The sequence below is a fragment of the Acinetobacter sp. UC24323 genome (assembly GCF_024151445.1).
Classification (GTDB): domain Bacteria; phylum Pseudomonadota; class Gammaproteobacteria; order Pseudomonadales; family Moraxellaceae; genus Acinetobacter; species Acinetobacter baumannii.
On the sequence record NZ_JAHIBY010000012.1, the window covers coordinates 56,180 to 76,952 of the forward strand.

17 protein-coding genes and 1 pseudogene are annotated in these 20,773 nt (G+C 37.7%); 10 read left to right on the top strand and 8 right to left on the bottom strand.

The window, feature by feature from the left end; all coding sequences use genetic code 11:
- Positions 1 to 17: 17 nt before the first annotated feature.
- Positions 18 to 857 (top strand): annotated as a pseudogene (locus KNQ97_RS15620) (YifB family Mg chelatase-like AAA ATPase); the annotation flags it as partial.
- 141 nt (positions 858 to 998) lie between these two features.
- Here KNQ97_RS15620 and KNQ97_RS15625 read toward each other — a convergent pair.
- Positions 999 to 1,238, bottom strand: coding sequence for a helix-turn-helix domain-containing protein (locus tag KNQ97_RS15625; protein WP_005301602.1), 240 nt, complete (start codon positions 1,236 to 1,238; stop codon positions 999 to 1,001).
- Positions 1,239 to 1,307: 69 nt separating this feature from the next.
- On the opposite strand from KNQ97_RS15625, the gene KNQ97_RS15630 reads away from it, so the two are divergent.
- The 9 genes from KNQ97_RS15630 (at position 1,308) to KNQ97_RS15665 (ending at position 11,626) form a co-directional block, all read left to right on the top strand.
- Positions 1,308 to 1,790 (top strand): hypothetical protein, encoded by a 483-nt coding sequence (locus tag KNQ97_RS15630; protein ID WP_227517036.1) that lies wholly within the window; start codon positions 1,308 to 1,310, stop codon positions 1,788 to 1,790.
- Positions 1,791 to 2,332: 542 nt separating this feature from the next.
- Positions 2,333 to 3,037 carry a metallophosphoesterase gene (locus KNQ97_RS15635; RefSeq protein WP_033846923.1) on the top strand — a complete coding sequence of 235 codons (705 nt, stop codon included), beginning with the start codon at positions 2,333 to 2,335 and terminating at the stop codon, positions 3,035 to 3,037.
- 318 nt (positions 3,038 to 3,355) lie between these two features.
- Positions 3,356 to 4,426 (top strand): XRE family transcriptional regulator, encoded by a 1,071-nt coding sequence (locus KNQ97_RS15640; RefSeq protein ID WP_033846922.1) that lies wholly within the window; start codon positions 3,356 to 3,358, stop codon positions 4,424 to 4,426.
- Positions 4,427 to 4,665: 239 nt separating this feature from the next.
- On the top strand, positions 4,666 to 4,794 hold the full coding sequence (locus tag KNQ97_RS19225) for a hypothetical protein (RefSeq protein WP_000106063.1): 129 nt from the start codon (positions 4,666 to 4,668) through the stop codon (positions 4,792 to 4,794).
- A gap of 109 nt (positions 4,795 to 4,903) precedes the next feature.
- Complete coding sequence (locus tag KNQ97_RS15645; RefSeq protein WP_033846921.1) at positions 4,904 to 5,944, top strand: nucleotidyltransferase; 1,041 nt, start codon at positions 4,904 to 4,906, stop codon at positions 5,942 to 5,944.
- Positions 5,941 to 7,671 carry a ThiF family adenylyltransferase gene (locus tag KNQ97_RS15650; RefSeq protein WP_033846920.1) on the top strand — a complete coding sequence of 577 codons (1,731 nt, stop codon included), beginning with the start codon at positions 5,941 to 5,943 and terminating at the stop codon, positions 7,669 to 7,671. Before KNQ97_RS15645 ends, KNQ97_RS15650 begins: the two co-directional genes overlap by 4 nt.
- Positions 7,664 to 8,155 carry a Mov34/MPN/PAD-1 family protein gene (locus tag KNQ97_RS15655; RefSeq protein WP_033846918.1) on the top strand — a complete coding sequence of 164 codons (492 nt, stop codon included), beginning with the start codon at positions 7,664 to 7,666 and terminating at the stop codon, positions 8,153 to 8,155. The genes KNQ97_RS15650 and KNQ97_RS15655 overlap by 8 nt, the downstream gene beginning before the upstream one ends.
- 11 nt (positions 8,156 to 8,166) lie before the next feature.
- The gene (locus tag KNQ97_RS15660; RefSeq protein ID WP_033846917.1) at positions 8,167 to 9,768 is read left to right on the top strand and encodes an SAVED domain-containing protein; all 1,602 of its coding nucleotides are present in this window, start codon (positions 8,167 to 8,169) and stop codon (positions 9,766 to 9,768) included.
- Between the two features lie 52 nt (positions 9,769 to 9,820).
- Positions 9,821 to 11,626 carry a hypothetical protein gene (locus KNQ97_RS15665; protein ID WP_033846916.1) on the top strand — a complete coding sequence of 602 codons (1,806 nt, stop codon included), beginning with the start codon at positions 9,821 to 9,823 and terminating at the stop codon, positions 11,624 to 11,626.
- Positions 11,627 to 11,699: 73 nt separating this feature from the next.
- Here KNQ97_RS15665 and KNQ97_RS15670 read toward each other — a convergent pair whose 3' ends face one another.
- The 7 genes from KNQ97_RS15670 to KNQ97_RS15700 all read right to left on the bottom strand — a co-directional run bounded on the left by KNQ97_RS15670 (position 11,700) and on the right by KNQ97_RS15700 (position 20,772).
- Entirely contained in the window at positions 11,700 to 12,065 is a 366-nt protein-coding gene (locus tag KNQ97_RS15670; RefSeq protein WP_033846915.1) for a copper-binding protein, read from the bottom strand.
- A gap of 32 nt (positions 12,066 to 12,097) precedes the next feature.
- Positions 12,098 to 15,244: an efflux RND transporter permease subunit gene (locus KNQ97_RS15675; protein WP_044423601.1), complete on the bottom strand. Its 3,147-nt coding sequence runs from the start codon at positions 15,242 to 15,244 to the stop codon at positions 12,098 to 12,100.
- Positions 15,245 to 15,257: 13 nt separating this feature from the next.
- The gene (locus KNQ97_RS15680; protein ID WP_033846913.1) at positions 15,258 to 16,757 is read right to left on the bottom strand and encodes an efflux RND transporter periplasmic adaptor subunit; all 1,500 of its coding nucleotides are present in this window, start codon (positions 16,755 to 16,757) and stop codon (positions 15,258 to 15,260) included.
- Entirely contained in the window at positions 16,757 to 18,061 is a 1,305-nt protein-coding gene (locus KNQ97_RS15685; protein ID WP_033854514.1) for a TolC family protein, read from the bottom strand. The genes KNQ97_RS15680 and KNQ97_RS15685 overlap by 1 nt, the downstream gene beginning before the upstream one ends.
- Before the next feature lie 77 nt (positions 18,062 to 18,138).
- On the bottom strand, positions 18,139 to 18,534 hold the full coding sequence (locus KNQ97_RS15690) for a hypothetical protein (RefSeq protein WP_033846944.1): 396 nt from the start codon (positions 18,532 to 18,534) through the stop codon (positions 18,139 to 18,141).
- Between the two features lie 161 nt (positions 18,535 to 18,695).
- Positions 18,696 to 20,525 carry a ferrous iron transporter B gene (locus tag KNQ97_RS15695; RefSeq protein WP_033846911.1) on the bottom strand — a complete coding sequence of 610 codons (1,830 nt, stop codon included), beginning with the start codon at positions 20,523 to 20,525 and terminating at the stop codon, positions 18,696 to 18,698.
- Positions 20,515 to 20,772 (bottom strand): FeoA family protein, encoded by a 258-nt coding sequence (locus KNQ97_RS15700; RefSeq protein WP_033846910.1) that lies wholly within the window; start codon positions 20,770 to 20,772, stop codon positions 20,515 to 20,517. The genes KNQ97_RS15695 and KNQ97_RS15700 overlap by 11 nt, the downstream gene beginning before the upstream one ends.
- Between the last annotated feature and the right edge of the window lies 1 nt (position 20,773).

Sequence of the window (20,773 nt, forward strand, 5' to 3'; positions counted from 1 at the left end):
CATAATGGAACAATAAGATGTCTTTTTCTAAAATTTATACTCGGGGACTTTTAGGATTACATGCGCCTCTCATTGAGGTTGAGGTGCATGTGAGTCAAGGCTTACCCTCTCTGACTATTGTAGGCTTAGCGGAAGCAGCAGTTAGGGAAAGTAAGGATAGGGTTCGCTCAGCTATTATTAACAGTGGATTTCAATTCCCAACTAAGCGGCTGACCATTAATCTTGCTCCTGCAGATTTGCCCAAAGATGGTTCACGGCTAGATTTACCAATTGCTTTAGGCATCTTAATTGCCTCTGGTCAACTTCCGGAAAACTGCATAGAAGACTTTGAATTTATTGGAGAGTTAGCTCTAGACGGTCATGTAAGACCTGTGTCAGGCGCCTTAACTTTAGCAATGGCATGCCAGCAAGCTCAGCATAAAATCGTTTTACCAGTCGATAATAGCCAAGATATTAGCCATTTACCTAATCTTGAGTGTTATCCGGTTAATCATTTAAAAGAGGTGTGCGAGCACTTTTTAGGCACACAAAAGCTAGCTCACGCACAGCCAAGTGCCCATTCAAATGAAATGCCCTATAAATTTGATCTTGCAGATGTTAAAGGTCAGCTACGCCCACGGCGTGCACTAGAAATTGCTGCCGCTGGGGGACATTCCCTGCTCTTTAAAGGACCACCAGGCACAGGTAAAACTTTATTGGCCTCACGCCTGCCTTCCATTTTACCGCCACTTTCTACTCAAGAAACTCTTGAAGTTGCAAGTATTTATTCTATTTCAAATACACCGCATACTTTTGGGCAGCGTCCATTTCGCGCGCCCCACCATACAGCATCAGCAATTGCACTGGTTGGGGGCGGTTGTGATTTACAAACAACTATGCGACGTTACAAACAACTATGCGACAAAATACTCTGTAATAATGTGTTTTGGAGAGTTAAAGCGTAATTTTGAGAGGTTGATATTAAGTTTTAAGACAAAACAAATCTTATCTAATTAAAATTAATGTTTTTCTAATTTAGAAATTATAATAAATTCTGAAAGTTGTATATCAAGGGCTTTTAGCCAGTCATGTAATTCAATTACATCCAATCTACGATCTAAATTTTCTACTTTAGCAACATACGACTGATGTTTTTTTAGAAATGAAGCTACTTCTACCTGAGTTATATTTTTTTCCTCACGTAAAGATATTAAACATTGTATTAGACCAATATATCTAGGGTCATGTATTGAGCTCATAACCGAAGATGGTGTACTATTTTAAAAAATATCCCAAAATAGGATATTAATTGTTACTTGATGGTAGAAATGACGAAAAGACAAATTCTGCAAAGATTGTTTTTACGTTTCCTTATGAAAAATTCTTTTCATAAATTGGCGTTCACAGAAATATGGTCGTTATTTGTAGGCCATAACAGCTATTTAAATAACGATGAAAACTTTGAAGTAGTTCATAGCTTTTTTATTCATCATTTAGTAAAGGAGTACTTTATTGTGGATTCTATAAATATTCCTCAAAAATACACTTCTAAATATCATGCATATCAAATCAAGAAGTTTTGTTTACCTGTGGAATTACAAGAGCCTTATGAATCTATTTGTGAGAAGACTAATCAACTTAATAAAGCACTACAGCAAAATGAACTCGAAATTGAATGTCTTAACGAGTGTTTTAATGAGTTTCCTAGTATTAGATTTCAGATTGAACTTTTGATACAAAAAAAGAAAGATTATCAATTTTCACTTCAATCAAAAGTAAACGTATTAAAGGAGTTAATACAAACTTTCTAAATTATACATTGCCACTTCATTATATTTAAAAATCATTATGAAAAATAATAAATTAAATAAATATTAACTTATTAACAGATAGTTAATTAAGAGAATATTTTATTGTTAGGTTGAGAATATCTTGTGCTCTTCTTAAGCGTTAAATTGGGAGTTCACTGGCTAAATATATTTTTATAATCAATATTTTGGAGTATTAACCTTGAGCACTAATAATTCTCTACAAACGAAAACCACACAATGTATAACGTGTGATATTTGTGACCAGCCAACTTCAAGCAATTATGGTGTACTGAAATCAGACTGGGATCCGAACACCGATGATAAGAAAGATAAATATGAAGTTCGACTATGTAAATCCTGCTTCTTAGGGACACTTTCTTATTTAAGAAATCAGAAAAAATTAAATCACTTATTTGATGAAAATTTTGACTTTAACCAATTAGATAATCTTGGCTTAAGTTAAATGTAATAGTCAAAGTTGATATTCTTCATATGAACCATGATTATGTAAACTCATTATTTTTAACTAGTGAATTAGAATTATGAAAGAAATAGATTTAGGACATAATTTAATTGAACACTATTCTAAGCCTATACAGGGCCGTCTTTTTGTAGTGGGTGATCTTCATGGATGTTACACCCTACTCATGAATAAATTAAAAGAAATAAAATTCAATTTTCAGCAGGATTTATTAGTATCTGTTGGAGATTTAGTCGACCGCGGCAATGAGAATCTTGAGTGCCTAAACCTTATTAATGAACCATGGTTTAAGGCAATCCGGGGCAATCATGAACAGATGTGTATTGAAGCGACTCTTGATAATGAAATGAAGGATATGCATACCCATCATGGGGGAGCCTGGCTATACGATTTACCTATTGAGCAACAGCAAAGCATAGTTGATCAATGCCGTAATTTACCCATAATTCTTGAAATTCATCATAACAATAAGGTTTATGGTTTTGTTCATGCAGATATAAATATCAATGACTGGGAAGACTTCAAGCAAAAAATTCTTGAGAACGATTATTTCATTGCAGGCGAGCAGTCAGCTATACAAATTGCTTTATGGCATCGAGGACGAGTTAGATTTAGTAAATATCACCCTGGGTATAGAACTGTAACAGGGGTTGATGAAATCTATTTCGGTCATACCGTAGTTAAAGAACCAGTCCAGCATCAAAACTGTTTTTTTATTGATACAGGCGCTGTTTTTGGGGGAGCTTTAACAGTTCTAGAAATCTAAGAGTCTAATAACAATCATTCCAGAATAACTAAATTATCTATAGAAATATGGCCTTCAATAACCCGTCTTATGGTCCCATCTTTCAGAATATCTTAAGAACTTTAGCTGATCTAACTGCTTTAAAAACTAGCTTTCTTGTCATAAAATTTAATAAATGTTTCAGCCAAAAACTATATTTAGTAAAAAACTAAAAAACAAACACAATATATAGACCCAATTTTAATTTCGGTTATAGTTTCACAAAAAATTGACAGCCCCAAATATTTCCACTATCTTACCGGCATGAATCAAAAGAAATTTTTGTTTCAGGGAGGACATATGCCTACATTTAATCCAGACATGTTAAGAATTGCTCGGGACCTAAGAGGGATGAGCCAGACTGAGCTTGTCCAAAAAATGGGAAATATTACTCAAGCTGCTTTATCCAAAATTGAGAAAGGCGACATTAAGCCTTCAGATGAAACAAAGTTTAATATTGCTAAGACCCTTAATTTCCCAGAAAGGTTCTTTCATCAAGATGACCACTTTAAAGTGTCCCCAATTAGTCTACATGCATACCGAAAAAAAGCTTCAACTACAGCTAAAATCCTAAATCAAATCAATGCTGAAATGACAATTAAAGCTTCAAATCTAGATAAGCTTGATCTGTTTTGTCAGTTAGAATCATCTTTACCATTACCAAGTTATCAGATACATATAAATGTTAGTTCAGCCACTGAAGCTGCATTAAAGCTTCGTAAAGAATGGAATTTGGGACTAAACCCTATTGAAGATTTGACCGGACTCATTGAGAAAGCTGGAGTCTTTATTTTCTATTGTAATTTTGAAGAAGATCACATTGATGGGGTATCTTTACAAACTCAAAATAGCCCTCCATGTATTTTCCTCAATGCAAATCAACCTAATGACCGAATTCGCTTTACCTTAGCACATGAGTTAGGACATTTAATTCTTCATAAATATGCTCCATCTATAGACATGGAAGAAGAAGCGAATGAATTTGCTGCAGAGTTTTTAATACCAACTGACGCTGTGCAAGGCCAGTTACAAACAACTAATCTTAAGACTTACGCAACGCATAAGTTGTTCTGGAAAGTTTCCATGGCTGCTCTAATTGTGAAATCAAAACACATTGGAGACATAAGTGACAGACAGTCAGCAACGTTATGGCGTCAAATGAGTATGTACGGTTACCGCAAAGCTGAGCCTTATTCCCTAGAAAGAGAGCACCCTCAACGCTTTGCTAAATTAATGATGGATTTTTGCCAAGGTGATAAGTCAAAAGTCATTCCAGATTTATCATCCTTCTTTAACTTATACCCGGAAGATTTCACTCAGCTTTATAAAGCTGATATCGAAGAGATGGAGAGATTTTCTATGGCTTCTTAATATTTTAGCCGACCCGAAGGTCGGCTAGTAAACGTGAGAAAGGCAGATTTGGGCATATGCCCCTGCGATTTCAGGACAAAAGACTTGACTATCCATAAGTACGGATAGATGTCTTTCACGTTAGTCCTCGTGATGTGGTGTCTCGATTCTAACGTAAAAGCTCTCTCCTCCGCAACGGACAACCCTGTCTACTCCTAAGTCGCACTCACATTACCATGCCCTATGTGAGGAGTAGACCTATGTCTACAAACGACGATGGCATTGAATATGTGTACACACGATTCATTACCAGAAACGGCAAACGTATTTATCACCCAAAAGGTGGTTTATATAAGTTTCCGAAACGTTCAAAAAAGTCAAAGTCTTAGAGTGAATTAACTGAGCTAATGGCTTTTAAAAGTTTAAGTAATTGTTCTCTACCCAGTTTTTTTAGGGGGGCTGGGTACCAAATAAACTTACATTTTGAGAGAGCAACACATGAGTTTGCAAAATAAATTTAATACGTTTAATCAACGAATCTATCTAACCCGTCATGATTCCGAGTATTCAAATGCTCGTGAAAAAGACGATAGCATTACAGCTGCAATCAAGGCTAAATTTAAAGAAAAAGGTTATCCTGTTATTGATAACTTTGTTCAAGGGTCACTTGCTACTTATACGACTATTAAAGAACCTGGTAAAGATTTTGATATTGACCGTGCCATAGTCATTGATTATGAAGATTCTCCATCAGATCCTTTAGTTCCCAAAAAAGTCATTTTAGAAATTCTGGAAGATCGTGGATTTCAAAATGCTAAAATTAAAAAACCTTGTGTTACTGCTGATTATAAATTTAAGAATCTACATATTGATATCCCGGTATATAGAAAGAATTCCTGGGGAGGATATGAATTAGCAGTAGGGAAAAAAGACTCAGCTGATGAACATAAAATTTGGTCAGAATCCTCGCCAATAGAACTCATTGACTGGGTCAATGACTCATCTCAATATGGCGTATATGCCACAGAAAAACTACATCAATTTCGCAGATTGGTAAGGTACCTCAAACGTTGGAGAAACCTGAAGTTTAGTCCTGACGTGTGCAGAAAGATCTATTCAATCGGTCTAACTGTAATGATTAAACAGAACTTTAAACCAAGTATTGATGAAGACGGGTTTCCAAATGATTTACTCGCACTAAAAGCTACAGTTGATTCAATTCTGGATTGGTCTGGCTATTTTCAATTGCACTCTGATGATCAATGGAAAGTAAAAGTTAACCTCCCGGTTTATCCATCTAGAGATATTTTTCATGGTAGTAGCCTAAATACGGGCACTAGATTTAGAAATCAATTCACTAATTTACGATCTACCTTGCAGGATGTAATTGATACATCAGATGAAGCTGAACAATGCTCTTTACTGGTCAAAGTATTCGGTGATGACTTTCCAAATAATGTTAATACCAACAGTGCAAGCACGGCTCAAAAAGTGCAATTCGCTACCTCTGGAGCTGTAGGGACATCTCAAGGCGCATGAACTACTCTTCAATCATTAATCATCTGACAGACCGCGGATACCAAGTATCCGCAACAGAGTTCTGTTTGTTTCCGGCTCTGAGTATCGAATGTTCCGTTGCAGGTTACGATATCACCTTAATTCATCTAAAAGATGAAGAACTTACAGCTCTGCCTTCTTTTTTTCTAAAGTCTCCTGATAAGTACGGGCGAATCGCGCACACACTTGCGAATAAGACTTTAAATGTAGCTTCAATATGCGTAAATGTTCCGGATTCGGTGTCTATCAATTTTGAGGTGCCCGAACGAGCCTTTGAAGAATCCTTAAAACGGCATATTTCTTTATTAGAAAGATGTTTATCTGATCCCAAATGGAATGAAGAAGAGTTATTACGAGAATTTTTAGCAGGCTGGAATCATATTCAGGACCAAAAGTATGAGGACTTTTTATGCTTGTCTGATAAAGGAGAATTTGAGCTTCTTAATATTCTTCCTCCCAAGAAAGGCGTTAAATACGGACTGAATGCTTGCCATTTTGGGATACCTCAGGAATTTAAACAAAAGCCTCAGTTTTCAGTAATTAATGATCACATCAATAACCGTGGTAAACCTAAAGGAATTGGATGTATTGTTCCTTTAGAAAAGTTAATCCCTGCCCCATGGCAGAGTGCAGACTTAGAAGAATGGTATCTTGAAATACTCAAGTTTATTTCTCAGGATGTTTTTGAGTCTTTAACCCGTACCCTCGGACAAACTCGAGACCATGCCTTTTGGCTTGTATTTAATGCGGATACACCATCAGGTAAAACTTGGTTTGGTATCCATTTTCATTTAAAAAATAATATTAAAAGCAAAAAAGGCCTGCCTCTTAATCGTGAGCATTTAGAGTTCTGGGAACTCAAGGCAATGAATGTACGTTTATTTAATAAAGAACGAGTCATGCCCCGAAGTGGAGCTATTCAAGAATTACAAAACAAAAAAGTTTTACTGGTAGGTTGCGGATCGGTTGGGAGTCAAATTGCTAATCAACTTGCATCCACAGGTATTGGCCATATCACACTTTCAGATCCCGAGACTTTTTCTTTGGATAATTTATATCGCCATACTCTTGCAGCTCATTATATTAGCTGGCCTAAGACCTGGGGCTTACAAACAGAATTGAGTAATAAATATCCGTGGCTAGAAGTCCAGGTTATGTTTTCAGAACTCCTAAGCCTAAGATATGAAAATGTATTAAATACTTTCGATCTCATCATTATCGCAATCGGTTCACCTACACAAGAACGTATTTTTCATGATTACTGTATTAAGAATTCAATTGAAACTGCTGTCATAAATACCTGGGTGGAAGGTTACGGAATTGGGGGCCATGCTGTACTAGATATTCCTGATTCAAAAGGTTGTTTAAGATGTGCATATGTTGATCCAATTGATTTTTCACGAGGTCTAGGTTCCAACCTTAATTTTTTGAAACCTAATCAAAACCTTACGAAAAATCTTGCGGGTTGCGGAAATGCATTCTTACCTTATAGCAACTTAAGTGCATTACAAACCGCTCTTATTACTTCTAATTTAGCGATCAAGTTTTTAATGGGCCAATTACACAGCTCTTCAAAAGTGAGCTGGAAAGGCAGTGATTTTGATGTCGTCCAAGCTGGTTTCCAGGTAACTGATCGATATACACAGTTTTCAAAATCATTAGAAATTCTCCCTCTTCTAAATAGCGGGTGTGATCTTTGCAATGATTGAAAATTATTACTTGCTCCCCTCTAAACAGTTTGAACTCTATATTTCCCATGAAGTTATTCAAACATGGACGAGATATAAGCAACTTGATAGAAAAGATCTAGAAGCATGTGGTGTTCTGATTGGCAATCAGAGCTCCTCTAACCCTAATCAGTACTGGATTGAGGACTTAACTGAGCCTATGCCAAAAGATTGCAGATCTACGCATAGGTTCACCTTAAAAGATCCGGGACATCAAAAGAAAGTAGATTCGGCATTTTCAAAATCAAACGGAACCTCGGTTTATTTAGGAACTTGGCATAGCCACCCACAAAACATCCCAACTCCGTCAAATATTGATTATGCAGACTGGAAAAGTTGCATTTTGAGGAATCCTGACCGCCAGCTTTTTTTTGCCATAGTGGGCATTCAAGCAATACGAATTTTCTTTTACTCCTCCCTTCAAGGGTGGAATCAAGCAGAGATCAATAATCAACAAGTACGATAAGGACTATAAGAATGACTGAAGTTACTTTTACTGAAACACTTGTACAAACGGTAAATCCTCCATTTGATTCATTAAAGACTGCACAAGAGTTTACAACTACAATTCAAGATTTCATTACATGGGATACAGTCGGTCTACTTATTGATGAAAGTGGTCAAAATTTAGTTATTTTATTATTAGAAAACGATACTGTAATCAGTTCCCTAAGGGCTAACCTGTATGAGACTGATCTACTTCAATTCATATTAGAACTATCTAATAAACAAACCAAAAAAATTATTCTGCATGCTTGGCAAGGTCATACAATAAATTGTTCTCATTTGAGCGATTTAAAAAAACTTGAGCATATTTGGCATAATAAAAGCGCTTATCAAGCTACAGAATTTATTAAAGTAAATGACATTAAAAAATTCATCAAAAGCTATTTTAAGCCAGTAAAAAAAATTGGACGAGGTAATCCGTTTACTGCTGAGACAAAGCGACTCGTCATGCAAGATAGTCATGGCCGCTGCATGTTCACTGGATGCGGTGATCGTCTAGATATCGAACAACTTACAGGCATGAAGGGTAATATAGGATATCTGGCTCATAATGTAGCCTCTTCAGAAAGAGGTGAAAGAGGAATTCCGTACCTTTCCGACTTGCTTTCTGATGACCCGGCAAATGTACTCCTTTTGTGTGATAAACATCACCGGTTAATTGATAAAATTGCAGCAAGTGATTACTCAGCACAACAACTGAGCGAAATGAGAAAATCATATTGTGATTTAGCAAACACTTTACTTGACGCCCTAGCATTCAGCCCAATTCCTGTATATTCAATTTTATGGTCTGTAAATAGTAATGCTGTTGGTCATCCAGAGCCTAAAGAGATTGCTTCATGTTTATCACCATTACAACATCGGATGGATGGTTACCTTCAAAGGTTATGTGATAGTAATACGATATATATGAAAAATCCTGACCAGTTTTCACAACAACTCGTCATGATTATTCAGAATGAAGCTGACAAAATTATCCAGCAAACAAGTTTAAATGGACATCGTGCTGCCATCTTTGCATTCGGACCTATGCCGGCACTTATTGGCTTAGGTGCTTTATTAGGTAATAAAGGAAAGTTTCTCCCAATGTTAAGGGATAGAGAAGCAAATCGATGGGGATGGCCAAATACTTCAGCTGCTGATCAATCATATGAAACGATCGGAATTGAAACTCTTCGAAAGGCTCCCGATGTTGTTTTATGTATAAATTTCACAGCTCTTATTGATAAAATCAAAAATAAGGCTCTTGAGCTAAAAGCTGAATTGGGTGCTGATATTATTGAAATTAATGCGCTTGAAGCATATTTAGGAAGTAAGGCGGTTCCTCATCCCCATAATATTTCAAAGTTCACCGCTGAGCTTCAGAAACTTTTTCATCTATTAAAAGATAAACATGGTGTAAAGAGAGTCCATCTTTTAATTGCCGCACCAAATGCAGCCTGTATAGCTTTAGGACAAGCTATTGATCTACATCATCCTGATATTATTATCTATGACTTTGCGCAAGATACTATGCTTCCTAAACTCATTATTAGAAATGATTCACGCGGAAATCACTTAGAACTTCCCTAAAAAACCTATTTTACAAGCTTATTTTTAATATATTAAAAATGGGATAGACCTTATGACTAATACTTCTACTGATCAAGATAAAAACTCTTCTGATGAAAATAAAGTAAAACTATTATGGGAGATCCTTAAACCCTATAAAGATAAATATTTACAAGTTTGGTGGTATGGAGGGATGGAAAAAGGAAAAAGGCCTGGAGATCAGCCACAGGTTCATGTCTTATTCAGAGAAGTTTTAGAAGATTTGCGTCCCACTGATAATTTTATCCAGATTACAGCAAACATTACAGATCTTGTATCTTGGCGAGTTGATTCAATTTGGCATCAGCAACGAAAAATAGATTTTGCAAACCAGGATATCTATGAATTTGTTATTAATCATACTGATTTCGAATTTAAATTTTTAAAAATCTATGAGAATGTGGATGAGAAGAAGAAAATTAACTTTTTCAAAAATCGAGAAGAATGTGAAATAGTGGATACGAAAGAGAGAAAAAATTGTATTTCTTTCAAAGTGAACCACCCTGAATTTGATGAGCTTTTAATACCATGTCTAGAATTTCTCACTAGAGCATATGGTTTATCAACTGAGCTCATACGAATACTTACTACATATAATGAAAGTGAACGAGAATCTCGATTATATATTCCCCACGTAGGGGAAAAGGATCTTTGGAGTGTACTACTTGGCGATAGAATTACCCGGCAGGATGCCGACTTTGTCGCATATTATAAATATACTGAACTCGCTAAGAATGCTACACGTATCTTATATAGTAGTATCGTTAGAAATTCTGATTTAAAACAAGCCAATATCTATCCAAAAGTTGTCCCTTGGCATACGGAGACCTTACCTATCCGAGTGTCAGGGTTCCGCTTAGCGGGAACAAAAACATTTGTTGTGACAAGAATCAGAGGAATGAAGTCACCAAAAAATGATCATATTAGAATAATACCTAGAGCAACTGAACGTATTAATACCATTACAGACACTAACCAGCCTAATCCCCCTTTACCTCAATTAGGTAGCGGTGATATTAATGTTTCCACAAATCAGGGCGGTCGACGTCCGCCTTCTGATTATGAATTCTTAGAAGATGACTTTGAATGGATTGATGGCGGTCCAGCTAATGAATTAAGTAAATACAAATATGTAAAACAGACTAAACGTCCAAAAAGAAAGAAGAAATATATAGAAACACAGACTATAGGAACTGGAGCTCCTGACAACTCACCAGAAGTATTAAACGGCCAAATAGTTCCTTCAACAAATCAATCGACAGAGTTTCAGGCCTCCGAGGATGGCAGAATTATTGGATTATGGAAAGCTTGTGTAAAAGCCATGGATTTCAATCCAGATTTAATACAACAAGTTCACTACTACACATTTGAAAAGGGATTTAACTATTCCGAACTCCCGATGCTGATCGGTTTTTTTACAGAGTCGGAAGTGCAGGTTCACAAGACTTGGTGCTACGCAAATTCATTAAAAACTCAGATAAGAGGAGCATTAATTATCAGATTAACTGTATCGCAATTAGAACCTGTTTATATTTTTGATATACAGCCCGCAACATATACGTCTACTGTAGAAGGTGAAAATCTGACAAAAGAAAGAGGACATGCAGGATTAGTTTTCCGAATGAAACAAGAAAAAGATCTAGAACAATTCATATCTGATTTGATGTATTTACTTCCGCTTTACGAAGGTTCATATCCTCAAGAAGTTTTTCAGAGTCTACTCGTCACACAAGTATTCTTATTCCGGCATTCAAATACAAAGGGATTAACTGAAGGAGAATCAACGCTATTAAATGCTTTGAGGAAAATAGGTATAGAAAAAATTTCTTTTAAAAATTAGAAACATATAGTTGGAACCAATAGTATCAATCACATATCAACAGAAGATACTATTGGCCAAAATACACTTTTATTTATGCCGTTTTTGGTTTAACTGCAACAATAATATAGTTTTCACCTTCAGCTTTTAGCTCAAACTCTACATGTTGTCCTATGGTTAGACCTTCTAGAAGTGCAGGATCAGCAACTTTAAAGCCCATAGTCATTGCTGGCCACTTAATCGCAGGAATTGCTTCATGTTCGAGTGTTAAAATATTTCCTTTTTTATCAATAGCAGTAATCACCCCAACGGCTTGGGCTGTTACCGCTTTAGATGACTCTTTATTCATCTGTTCCATAGGTGCTTCCGCTTTCTTTTGCTCAGATGCTTCGTTTTTAGTACACGCACTTAACGCGGCTACTGTTCCAACAAATACTGCAATTTTCATAAATTTCAACATAATAAAACCTCTTAGACTAAATAATGAAACTATCAATGTTTTGATAATTTCCTTTTGATTAAAAGCTGATAGGCAGCCGGGATAACAAACATAGATAAGAGGGGGGCTGAAATCATGCCCCCAACCATAGGTAAAGCTATACGGCTCATGAGTTCAGAGCCGGTTCCATTTCCTAAAAGAATAGGAAATAAGCCTGCCAGAATGACAGCTACTGTCATGGCTTTAGGACGCACACGTAGCACGGCACCGGACCGAATCGCATCATTGAGTTGTTGTTCCGATAAGGATGCTGCTGAAGAAGATAGACTTTGCTGTGTATGTTTGATCGCTTGCTTTAGATAAAACAACATAACTACGCCAAACTCTGCGGCAACGCCTGCTAGTGCAATAAATCCAACAGCAATTGCAACAGAAAAATGATAACCACTGAAATACATGGCCCATATACCACCGATAAGGGCAAAAGGAAGAGTGGCCATAATCAGAACTGCATCTTGTACTTCTCTAAAAATTAGATAGAGCAATAAAAAAATAATCATCAAAGTAATTGGAATGACTATTTTTAGGCGAGCATTTGCTCTTTCCATAAACTCAAATTGGCCAGAATAACTGATACTCATACCAACTGTTCGTTTTACCTGCTGATCAATAGCCTGTTTTAGATCTCGAACAACTGAAGCTAAATCTCGTCCTTGTACATCGACATAGACCCAACCACTTGGACGGGCATTCTCACTTTTCAGCATTGGAGGGCCATCTGTAATTTGAATATTGGCAACACTACTCAAGATAATTTGCTGGCCAGAGCCCGTGACAATCGGTAAGTTTCTTAAAGCCTCTAATGAGTCTCGGATCTCTCGAGGATAACGCACGTTAATTGGATATCTTGCTAATCCTTCAACCGTTTCCCCAATATTTTCCCCACCTATCGCTGAAGACACAATTTGCTGTACATCTGCAATATTGAGACCATATCGTGCAGCTTGTATCCGGTTGATATCGACATCAATATATCGCCCACCAGTGAGTCGCTCTGCCAAGGCTGAGCTTACGCCAGGCACCTTTCTTGCTATTTTCTCAACTTGCTGTGCAACCTGATCAATATTTTGCAGATCATTTGCTGAAATTTTAATACCAATTGGGCTTTTAACTCCTGTTGCCAACATATCAATCCGATTACGAATCGGTGGTACCCATATATTCGTTAATCCTGGCACTTGAACAGCCTTATCCAGCTCTTTTATCAATTTGTCAGGTGTCATCCCTGAACGCCACTCTGATCGCGGTTTAAACTGAATTGTGGTTTCAAACATCTCCAGTGGTGCTGGATCAGTCGCCGATTCAGCTCTTCCAGCCTTACCAAATACAGTTGCAACTTCAGGTACAGTCTTAATCATCCGGTCAGTTTGCTGCAACAGTTCGGAAGCTTTAGCTGCGGACAATCCCGGTAAAGCTGATGGCATGTACAGTAAATCACCTTCATCCATATTAGGTAAGAATTCTCCACCTAAGCGTGTTAGGGGGAAAAGGCTTACTAAAAAAATGAATAGTGCAGCAAACAGGGTTATCTTTGGATGAGCTAATACTACGTCCAACATAGGACGGTATATTCTGATCAGAAATCGATTTAATGGATTATGCTGTTCTGAGGGTAATTTTCCTCGAATCCAATAACCCATCAAGACTGGAATCAAGGTAATGGATAAACCAGCTGCTGCTGCCATGGCGTAGGTTTTGGTAAATGCCAATGGTGAAAATAAACGTCCTTCTTGTGCCTGCAAAGTAAAAATAGGGATAAAGGATAAAGTAATGATGAGTAAGCAGAAAAATAATGCAGGACCAACCTCACTCGCTGAGCGTGTAATAATGTCCCAACGAACTTGAGTATCTAATACCTGATCAGGGTATTCATGCTGCCAAGCCTCGATATGCTTATGTGCATTTTCGACCATCACAACCGCAGCATCAACCATGGCACCAATTGCAATAGCAATACCACCGAGAGACATGATATTGGCATTTAAGCCCTGATAATGCATAACCAAGAAAGCTGATAAAATCCCAAGAGGCAGAGAAACAATGGCTACCATTGCTGAACGTAAATGCCAGAGGAATAATCCACAAACTAAAGCTACTACAATGAATTCTTCAATCAATTTATGGCTGAGATTCTCTACAGCCCGATCAATCAATTGACTACGATCATATACCGGAACAACTTGCACACCTTTCGGTAAGCTAACTTGTAATTCAGCAAGTTTTTCTTTCACAGCGGCAATCGTTTCCCGTGCATTTTTTCCTGCCCGTAGAATCACGACACCACCAACAGTTTCACCTTGTCCATTCAGCTCACTGATACCTCGACGCATTTCTGGTCCAAGCTGAATGGTCGCAACATCATTTAAAGTAACCGGAATGCCAAAACTATTTGTTCGTAGTGGAATCTGTCGAAAGTCATCTAATGTCTTTAAATAACCGGAAGCACGTACCATATATTCCGTTTCAGCCATTTCCAGTACTGAACCACCAGTTTCCTGATTGGCCTTTTGAATCGCTTCAATGACATTGTTTTGGGTAATACCAAAGGTTGCCATTTTGTTGGGGTCTAAAACAACTTGATATTGCTTAACCATCCCGCCAATAGAAGCAACCTCAGCCACATTGGGTAATGTTTTTAATTCATACTTTAAAAACCAGTCTTGTATACTTCTCAACTGGGAAAGATCATGTTTTCCTGTTTGGTCAACCAATGCATATTCATAAACCCAACCAACACCTGTCGCATCTGGTCCTAAGGAGGATTTTGCATTCGCAGGCATTTTCCCTTGAATCTGGTTTAGATATTCCAATACACGAGATCGTGCCCAGTAGAGATCGGTATGTTCATCAAAAATGACATAAACAAATGAATCTCCAAAAAAAGAATAGCCACGTACAGCTTTAACACCTGGTACCGATAACATCGTCGTTGTTAAAGGGTAAGTCACCTGGTTTTCAACAATTTGTGGTGCCTGCCCTGGAAAATTAGTTCTGACAATTACTTGCACATCAGACAGATCTGGCAAAGCATCAACGGGAGTATTCCTTACAGCCCAAGTTCCCCAAATCGCAAGAACTACAGCCGCTAACAAGACAAATATGCGATTTATAATTGAAAAACGAATAATACGGGCAATCATAATAGTTCTCCCGTTAGTTCTTCATAGGGGCCTGAGATATTTTGGAAATCTCAGAAATAGTGTAAGCATTTCCAGCATGTATAAAGCTAAAGCTGACCTGATCACCTTGCTGAACCTGGCTAAATGGTCGTACAGGCTGTTTAAAGCCCATTGTCATAGCTCCCCATCCCAGCTCAGGAATAGCCTGATGTGAAATAGTAATCTCTTGAGTGGTGATTTTTTCCACTTTACCGGTACTTTGATATATAGCGTTCTTAACTTTTTGAGATGACGTAATTGATTGTCCAGTATTTAGCTTATCCATTACACCTTGTAAATTTGCTTCAGAATCAATGAGGAATTGTCCTGAAATCACCACTTTCTGGCCAGCTTTCAAACCTTGTAGAATGGCAATCTTATTACCATCGCTTTGCCCTAGCTGTACAACAACAGGTTCAAAGCGTCCTTGATCATGTCCCACAATGACAACATTTCGAGTACCTGTGCGTATAACAGCTTGTTCTGGCACAACTAAGCTGCTTTGGGGATGATTCGATAATCTGACAGAGGCATACATTCCTGGCTTGAGGTGGCCATCACTGTTAGGTAATTCAATACGAACCTTTATGGTTCTACTGGTAGGATCTAAAGTGGGTAAAATATCTGTTACTTTACCAAGCACTGCTTGAGGGTATGCAGCTAGAGTTGCTTCGACTCTCATCCCTCGTTTTATACCGGCAATTTGTGTTTCTGAGACAGATGCTTCTAACCAGATTGGGTTAATCCCTTTAATCGTGGCTAGGGTTTGTCCCATCGCTAAAGTCATTCCATTACGAACTTCCAATGAGTCAATAAAACCACTCACAGGCGCAGACAAAGTCATACTAGATTGCACTCGATGAGTACGTTCGACCTGACGAATCACAGTTTGCGGAATTCCTAAAAGCTGCAAACGTTGTCGGCTTGCCTGAATCAGAGAACGGTCTCCAGTTCGGAGTACAGCTAAAAACTCGGTTTGTTCTCCTGTCCATTCGGGTATGGAAATATCTGCAATCGGGCTGCCTTGGTTCACCATATCACCAGGGGCATGTCCATAAACCCGTTGAACAAAACCATTTGCTCTGGTTTGTAAAATCGCGACTTGCCTTTCATTGGCCTGTAATATGCCATTAGTTAACAGGGCGTTTCCAATGACTGCTTGTTCAACTGTGACATAACGAATGGCTAAATTTTGTTGAATAGATGGATCAATCTTGACTGTAGAATGACTATCATCTTTTATCCCTGTATTTTCATCTGCATATTTAGGTACCAGTTCCATATCCATAAATGGAGACTTACCGGGTTTATCAAAATGCTGTTCCGGCTTCATTGGATCGTACCAATAAAGAACTTTTTTATCCTGTTTTTGGCTTTCCACCCACGGTTGAGATTCTTCTTTTTTATGGGCAAACCAGTATCCAGCACCGCCACCTGCAACCAGACTAATTGCGGCGACTCCCATAATAGCAACTGTCAATTTATTCCTTAACATTATGGCTGCTCCCCAATATGGTTTAAGGTCGGCTCTTCAAAGGTAAAGAAAAGCTGTGCTGTTGTAATCGCTTGTTGTTGTTGAAGATCAATGAGTCGTAGCTGTTGCTCCAAAAGAGTTTGTCGGACAGCAATCACATTGGATAAATTAGTTTTCCCCGCTTGATAGCTTGCCAACTGTAATTTCACTTTTTGTTTGGCTAATGGAATACCCGTTTGAATTGCACGCTTAATTTGCTGGTTAAGCGCTTCAAGATCAGATAGCCCATCATCTAATTTGGTAAGGTGTTCACGGTACTGGGCTTCTTGATCAGCGGTAATTCTGTTTTGTTCCGCTAAAGCGGCCTGGATGAGTGGTGTACTTCGTCTTTTTGAAAATACGGGAAGCTCAGTGGTTAGTTGTACTCCAATCATATCGCCAAATTCTGGAGCCCGATGCTGATAAGCAAGTTCAATACCCCAATCTGGTTTCTGTAAAGCTTGAGCTTGCTTTAATTTTGCTTCGGCAGTTTGCTTTTCTGCCTGAAAAGCTTTTAATTCAGGATGTTGATGCAAATGACCATACAACTTTGAAGTGTCGAGATGAATAACAGGTGGTTGGGAAGGCAAGGCTTCAATCTGGGAGAGATTTTCAGTAGGGTCTGCACTGATCAACCGATGCAATTCAAGTTTTGCCTTATTTAAATCACGGAGTAAATCATCCTTTTGGTCAAGCAATACGATAGTCTGCTGTCTTGGCTCAAGTGCATCGGCAATCATTGTCCGGCCAGACGTGACTTGAGTTTGCGTAATTTCAGAAAGTAATCGATTCTCAGCAAATAATTCATCGTATAGGGCCAATTTACGTTCAAGATAAAAGCGCTTAAACCAAGCAGATGCGACTTTTTGACGTAGTTCAATCCGTAGAATCTCAGTTTGGGCATTGGCAGAACCTAATTCAGCTTTTGCTAACTCGACCTCTGCTTGCCTTTTAGCCCGGTTTGGAAAATCCTGCATAACCCCAATTTTCTGCATGGTCATACCTTCGCGTGTGACTGACCATGCTGCATCACCCGATACAGGGTAATTATCTAAACCCACAAATAATTTAGGGTTAGGTAAAATACCTGAAGCTGAAACCATATTTTCAGCCCCTTCAATCCGTGCACTACTTGCTCTTAGGTTAGGTGCATATTGCTCAGCAAGCTTTAAAGCTGTATCCAAAGTCAATGGTTCAGCATAAGCCTGACCATAGATCAGACAGAAACAGATCGTAGCTATTGGCCATCTCTTACTAAGAGATCGCTTTTCTTTATAAATATTCATATTTTTTGCTCTAAAATGATTACGCGCACGCGCAGAACATCCATAGAAAATTCTATGAATGATAGAGGACTATCAAATTAGTTAGAGCGTGGGGGCTTCCATAAACCCGAAGGGTATGGAGAAGGGAGATTTTGATCTGGAGAGTAAAAAGCTGAGCGCTCTATAGGAAAGGAAACAGTTGAGTACAAAATACTCTGAACATCATGACCATATACAAGCTTGCTAAAGGACATAATGCAATCTTGTTCTGACATACAAGATGGGTCGTGTAGAGTTTTTTTGGTCTTTACTTCTACTTTCATACAATCCGTATGCATCATCTGCTGATTTTGAGATGCTCCCATTAACATGGGTGGCATTTGTTCAGATGGCATTAAACATCGTTTATGTACAGACGAAGCAACAGCGGCCGATCCTACTAACAGGATAGCAAACGATAAAAACAGCGATAGACATGTTTTTAACCACTGCATAGATATAGACCAAATTTTAAGCTTTATTAGTTTTGCAGATTCCATCACAAAGGGCAACAGATAATACGCAAAAACTGTATGACTTAAGAAAATTATTAAAAACAGGAAAGACTAAATAAAACAGTGACATAAATATCACTGTTTTATCTTAAATTAATTCATCACCACCGGCTGACAAGCTGATACGTTATGAAAGAGAATAAATATGCGAGAGAGAAAAGGTAAACTGCCATTATAGTTGGTTGCTTCCAACTCCCAGTTTCTCTTCTGATAGTCGCCAAGGTTGCTAAACAATGAGGTGCAAAGATAAACCAGACTAATAGAGACATCCCCGTTGCCAATCCCCATCCATCAGGGCCTGATATTTGCGACAAAAGGGTCTGCGTAACGGTATCTTCATCACCCGACATAGCATAGATTACCCCTAAAGCAGCGATGATTACTTCACGCGCAGCCATAGCAGGAATTAAGGCAATACAGATTTCCCAAGTGAAACCGATCGGCGCAAATATTGGATGAATTAAATGCCCCAACTGACCTGCAATACTATAATTAATCGGAGGCATAGTTGGATTATCAGGTGGTAAAGGGAATGTCACCAAGAACCATAATAAGACAGATAATGCTACAATAATTCCGCCAACCCTTTTTAAGAAAATAGTGGCTCTATCATAAAGTCCTAACGCAACATTTCTAACATCTGGAAGGCGGTAGGTTGGTAACTCAAAAATAAAAATACTTTCTGTTTTATCTTTTCTTACTAATTTCAAAAATAAGGAAACGAGTAGAGCCGATACGATACCAGACATGTACAGTCCAAACAAAACCAGACCTTGTAAACTGAGCCAACCGTAAATTAGCTTATTCGGTATAAAAGCTGCAATTAATAAAGCGTATACAGGTAGTCGAGCAGAGCATGTCATTAAGGGAGCAATCATAATTGTTGCTAAACGATCTCTTTCCGAGCTAATACTTCTTGTTGCCATAATGCCCGGAATAGCACAAGCAAAACTAGAAAGTAATGGAATAAATGAACGCCCACTTAACCCAGCTTTAGACATTAATTTATCTAATAAAAAGGCTGCTCTAGGTAAATATCCTGATTCCTCTAAAATTAATATAAAGAAAAATAGAATAAGAATCTGAGGCATATAAGCAAGTACACTACCTGCTCCTGCAATCACTCCATCAACAACTAAACTTCTTAATAACGGTTGAGGGATCAAGGAACCTATAAAACTTCCCAACCATGTAATCGAATCTTCAACAAAAGAAATGAATGGCTGTGCCCAAATAAAGACAGCCTGAAACATTACGAACATAGTAAAGGCTAATATTAATAATCCAAAAACAGGATGCAAAAATATTTTGTCTAAGAAAGCTGTTCGCTTATCACCGTTATCATTTTTCAAAATGACTTGTTGTGTAATGTATTTAATTTGATCGAAATGACTTAAATTTGAATGATAAGGCGTGACAAATAAATTCTTTTTATCTAATTCAGTCAATAAACCTTGTATGCCTTTTGTCTTGACAGCTATTGCCTCAACAACAGGAACTCCTAAGAGTTCAGATAATTTTAATGTATCAATTGAGATTCCGCGCTTTCTAACCTCATCCATCATGTTTAGAACTAGAATCATTGGCCTATTAAGAGCTCTAACCTCAAGCACTAAACTTAAATGGAGATGTAGATTAGTAGCATCAACAACACATACAAAAATGTCAGGTATTACTTCACCTTTTAACTCTCCAAAACATACAGCTCTGGTCACTTCCTCATCTAAACTACTTGGTTTTAAACTGTAAGTCCCTGGCAAATCTAACACTCGAATTGTATTGCCAGAAGGCAATTTAAAAAAGCCTTCTTTTCTCTCTACAGTTACACCTGCGTAATTTGCAACTTTTTGGCGTGTTCCTGTAAGTGTGTTAAAGAGTGATGTCTTACCACAATTGGGATTACCAATAAGTGCAATATTTTTAGTGTTCATTGGCAATCTCTACAATAATTCTTTCAGCTTCATTTTTTCTTAAAGCAAAACGGGAAGTCTCAATTTGAACTAGAATAGGCTCTCCACCAAAAAGTCCTTTGGCAAGTACTTGTAAAGATTCACCTACTCTAAAGCCAAGTAATTTCAAACGTTCTAGAACAGGATCATTATTATCTGGATAATGATTACCCTTTTTAAGTTCAATAATTTTTACAGTTTGAGCTTGCTTTACTTGAAATAAATTCATT

Coding starts and splice junctions, on each gene's coding strand:
- KNQ97_RS15650 (WP_033846920.1), top strand. CDS start 5,941: ATGAACTACTCTTCAATCATTAATCATCTGACAGACCGCGGATACCAA.
- KNQ97_RS19225 (WP_000106063.1), top strand. CDS start 4,666: ATGTCTACAAACGACGATGGCATTGAATATGTGTACACACGATTCATT.
- KNQ97_RS15675 (WP_044423601.1), bottom strand. CDS start 15,244: ATGATTGCCCGTATTATTCGTTTTTCAATTATAAATCGCATATTTGTC.
- KNQ97_RS15680 (WP_033846913.1), bottom strand. CDS start 16,757: ATGTTAAGGAATAAATTGACAGTTGCTATTATGGGAGTCGCCGCAATT.
- KNQ97_RS15695 (WP_033846911.1), bottom strand. CDS start 20,525: ATGAACACTAAAAATATTGCACTTATTGGTAATCCCAATTGTGGTAAG.
- KNQ97_RS15660 (WP_033846917.1), top strand. CDS start 8,167: ATGACTGAAGTTACTTTTACTGAAACACTTGTACAAACGGTAAATCCT.
- KNQ97_RS15655 (WP_033846918.1), top strand. CDS start 7,664: ATGATTGAAAATTATTACTTGCTCCCCTCTAAACAGTTTGAACTCTAT.
- KNQ97_RS15625 (WP_005301602.1), bottom strand. CDS start 1,238: ATGAGCTCAATACATGACCCTAGATATATTGGTCTAATACAATGTTTA.
- KNQ97_RS15700 (WP_033846910.1), bottom strand. CDS start 20,772: ATGAATTTATTTCAAGTAAAGCAAGCTCAAACTGTAAAAATTATTGAA.
- KNQ97_RS15690 (WP_033846944.1), bottom strand. CDS start 18,534: ATGCAGTGGTTAAAAACATGTCTATCGCTGTTTTTATCGTTTGCTATC.
- KNQ97_RS15645 (WP_033846921.1), top strand. CDS start 4,904: ATGAGTTTGCAAAATAAATTTAATACGTTTAATCAACGAATCTATCTA.
- KNQ97_RS15635 (WP_033846923.1), top strand. CDS start 2,333: ATGAAAGAAATAGATTTAGGACATAATTTAATTGAACACTATTCTAAG.
- KNQ97_RS15670 (WP_033846915.1), bottom strand. CDS start 12,065: ATGTTGAAATTTATGAAAATTGCAGTATTTGTTGGAACAGTAGCCGCG.
- KNQ97_RS15665 (WP_033846916.1), top strand. CDS start 9,821: ATGACTAATACTTCTACTGATCAAGATAAAAACTCTTCTGATGAAAAT.
- KNQ97_RS15685 (WP_033854514.1), bottom strand. CDS start 18,061: ATGAATATTTATAAAGAAAAGCGATCTCTTAGTAAGAGATGGCCAATA.
- KNQ97_RS15630 (WP_227517036.1), top strand. CDS start 1,308: ATGACGAAAAGACAAATTCTGCAAAGATTGTTTTTACGTTTCCTTATG.
- KNQ97_RS15640 (WP_033846922.1), top strand. CDS start 3,356: ATGCCTACATTTAATCCAGACATGTTAAGAATTGCTCGGGACCTAAGA.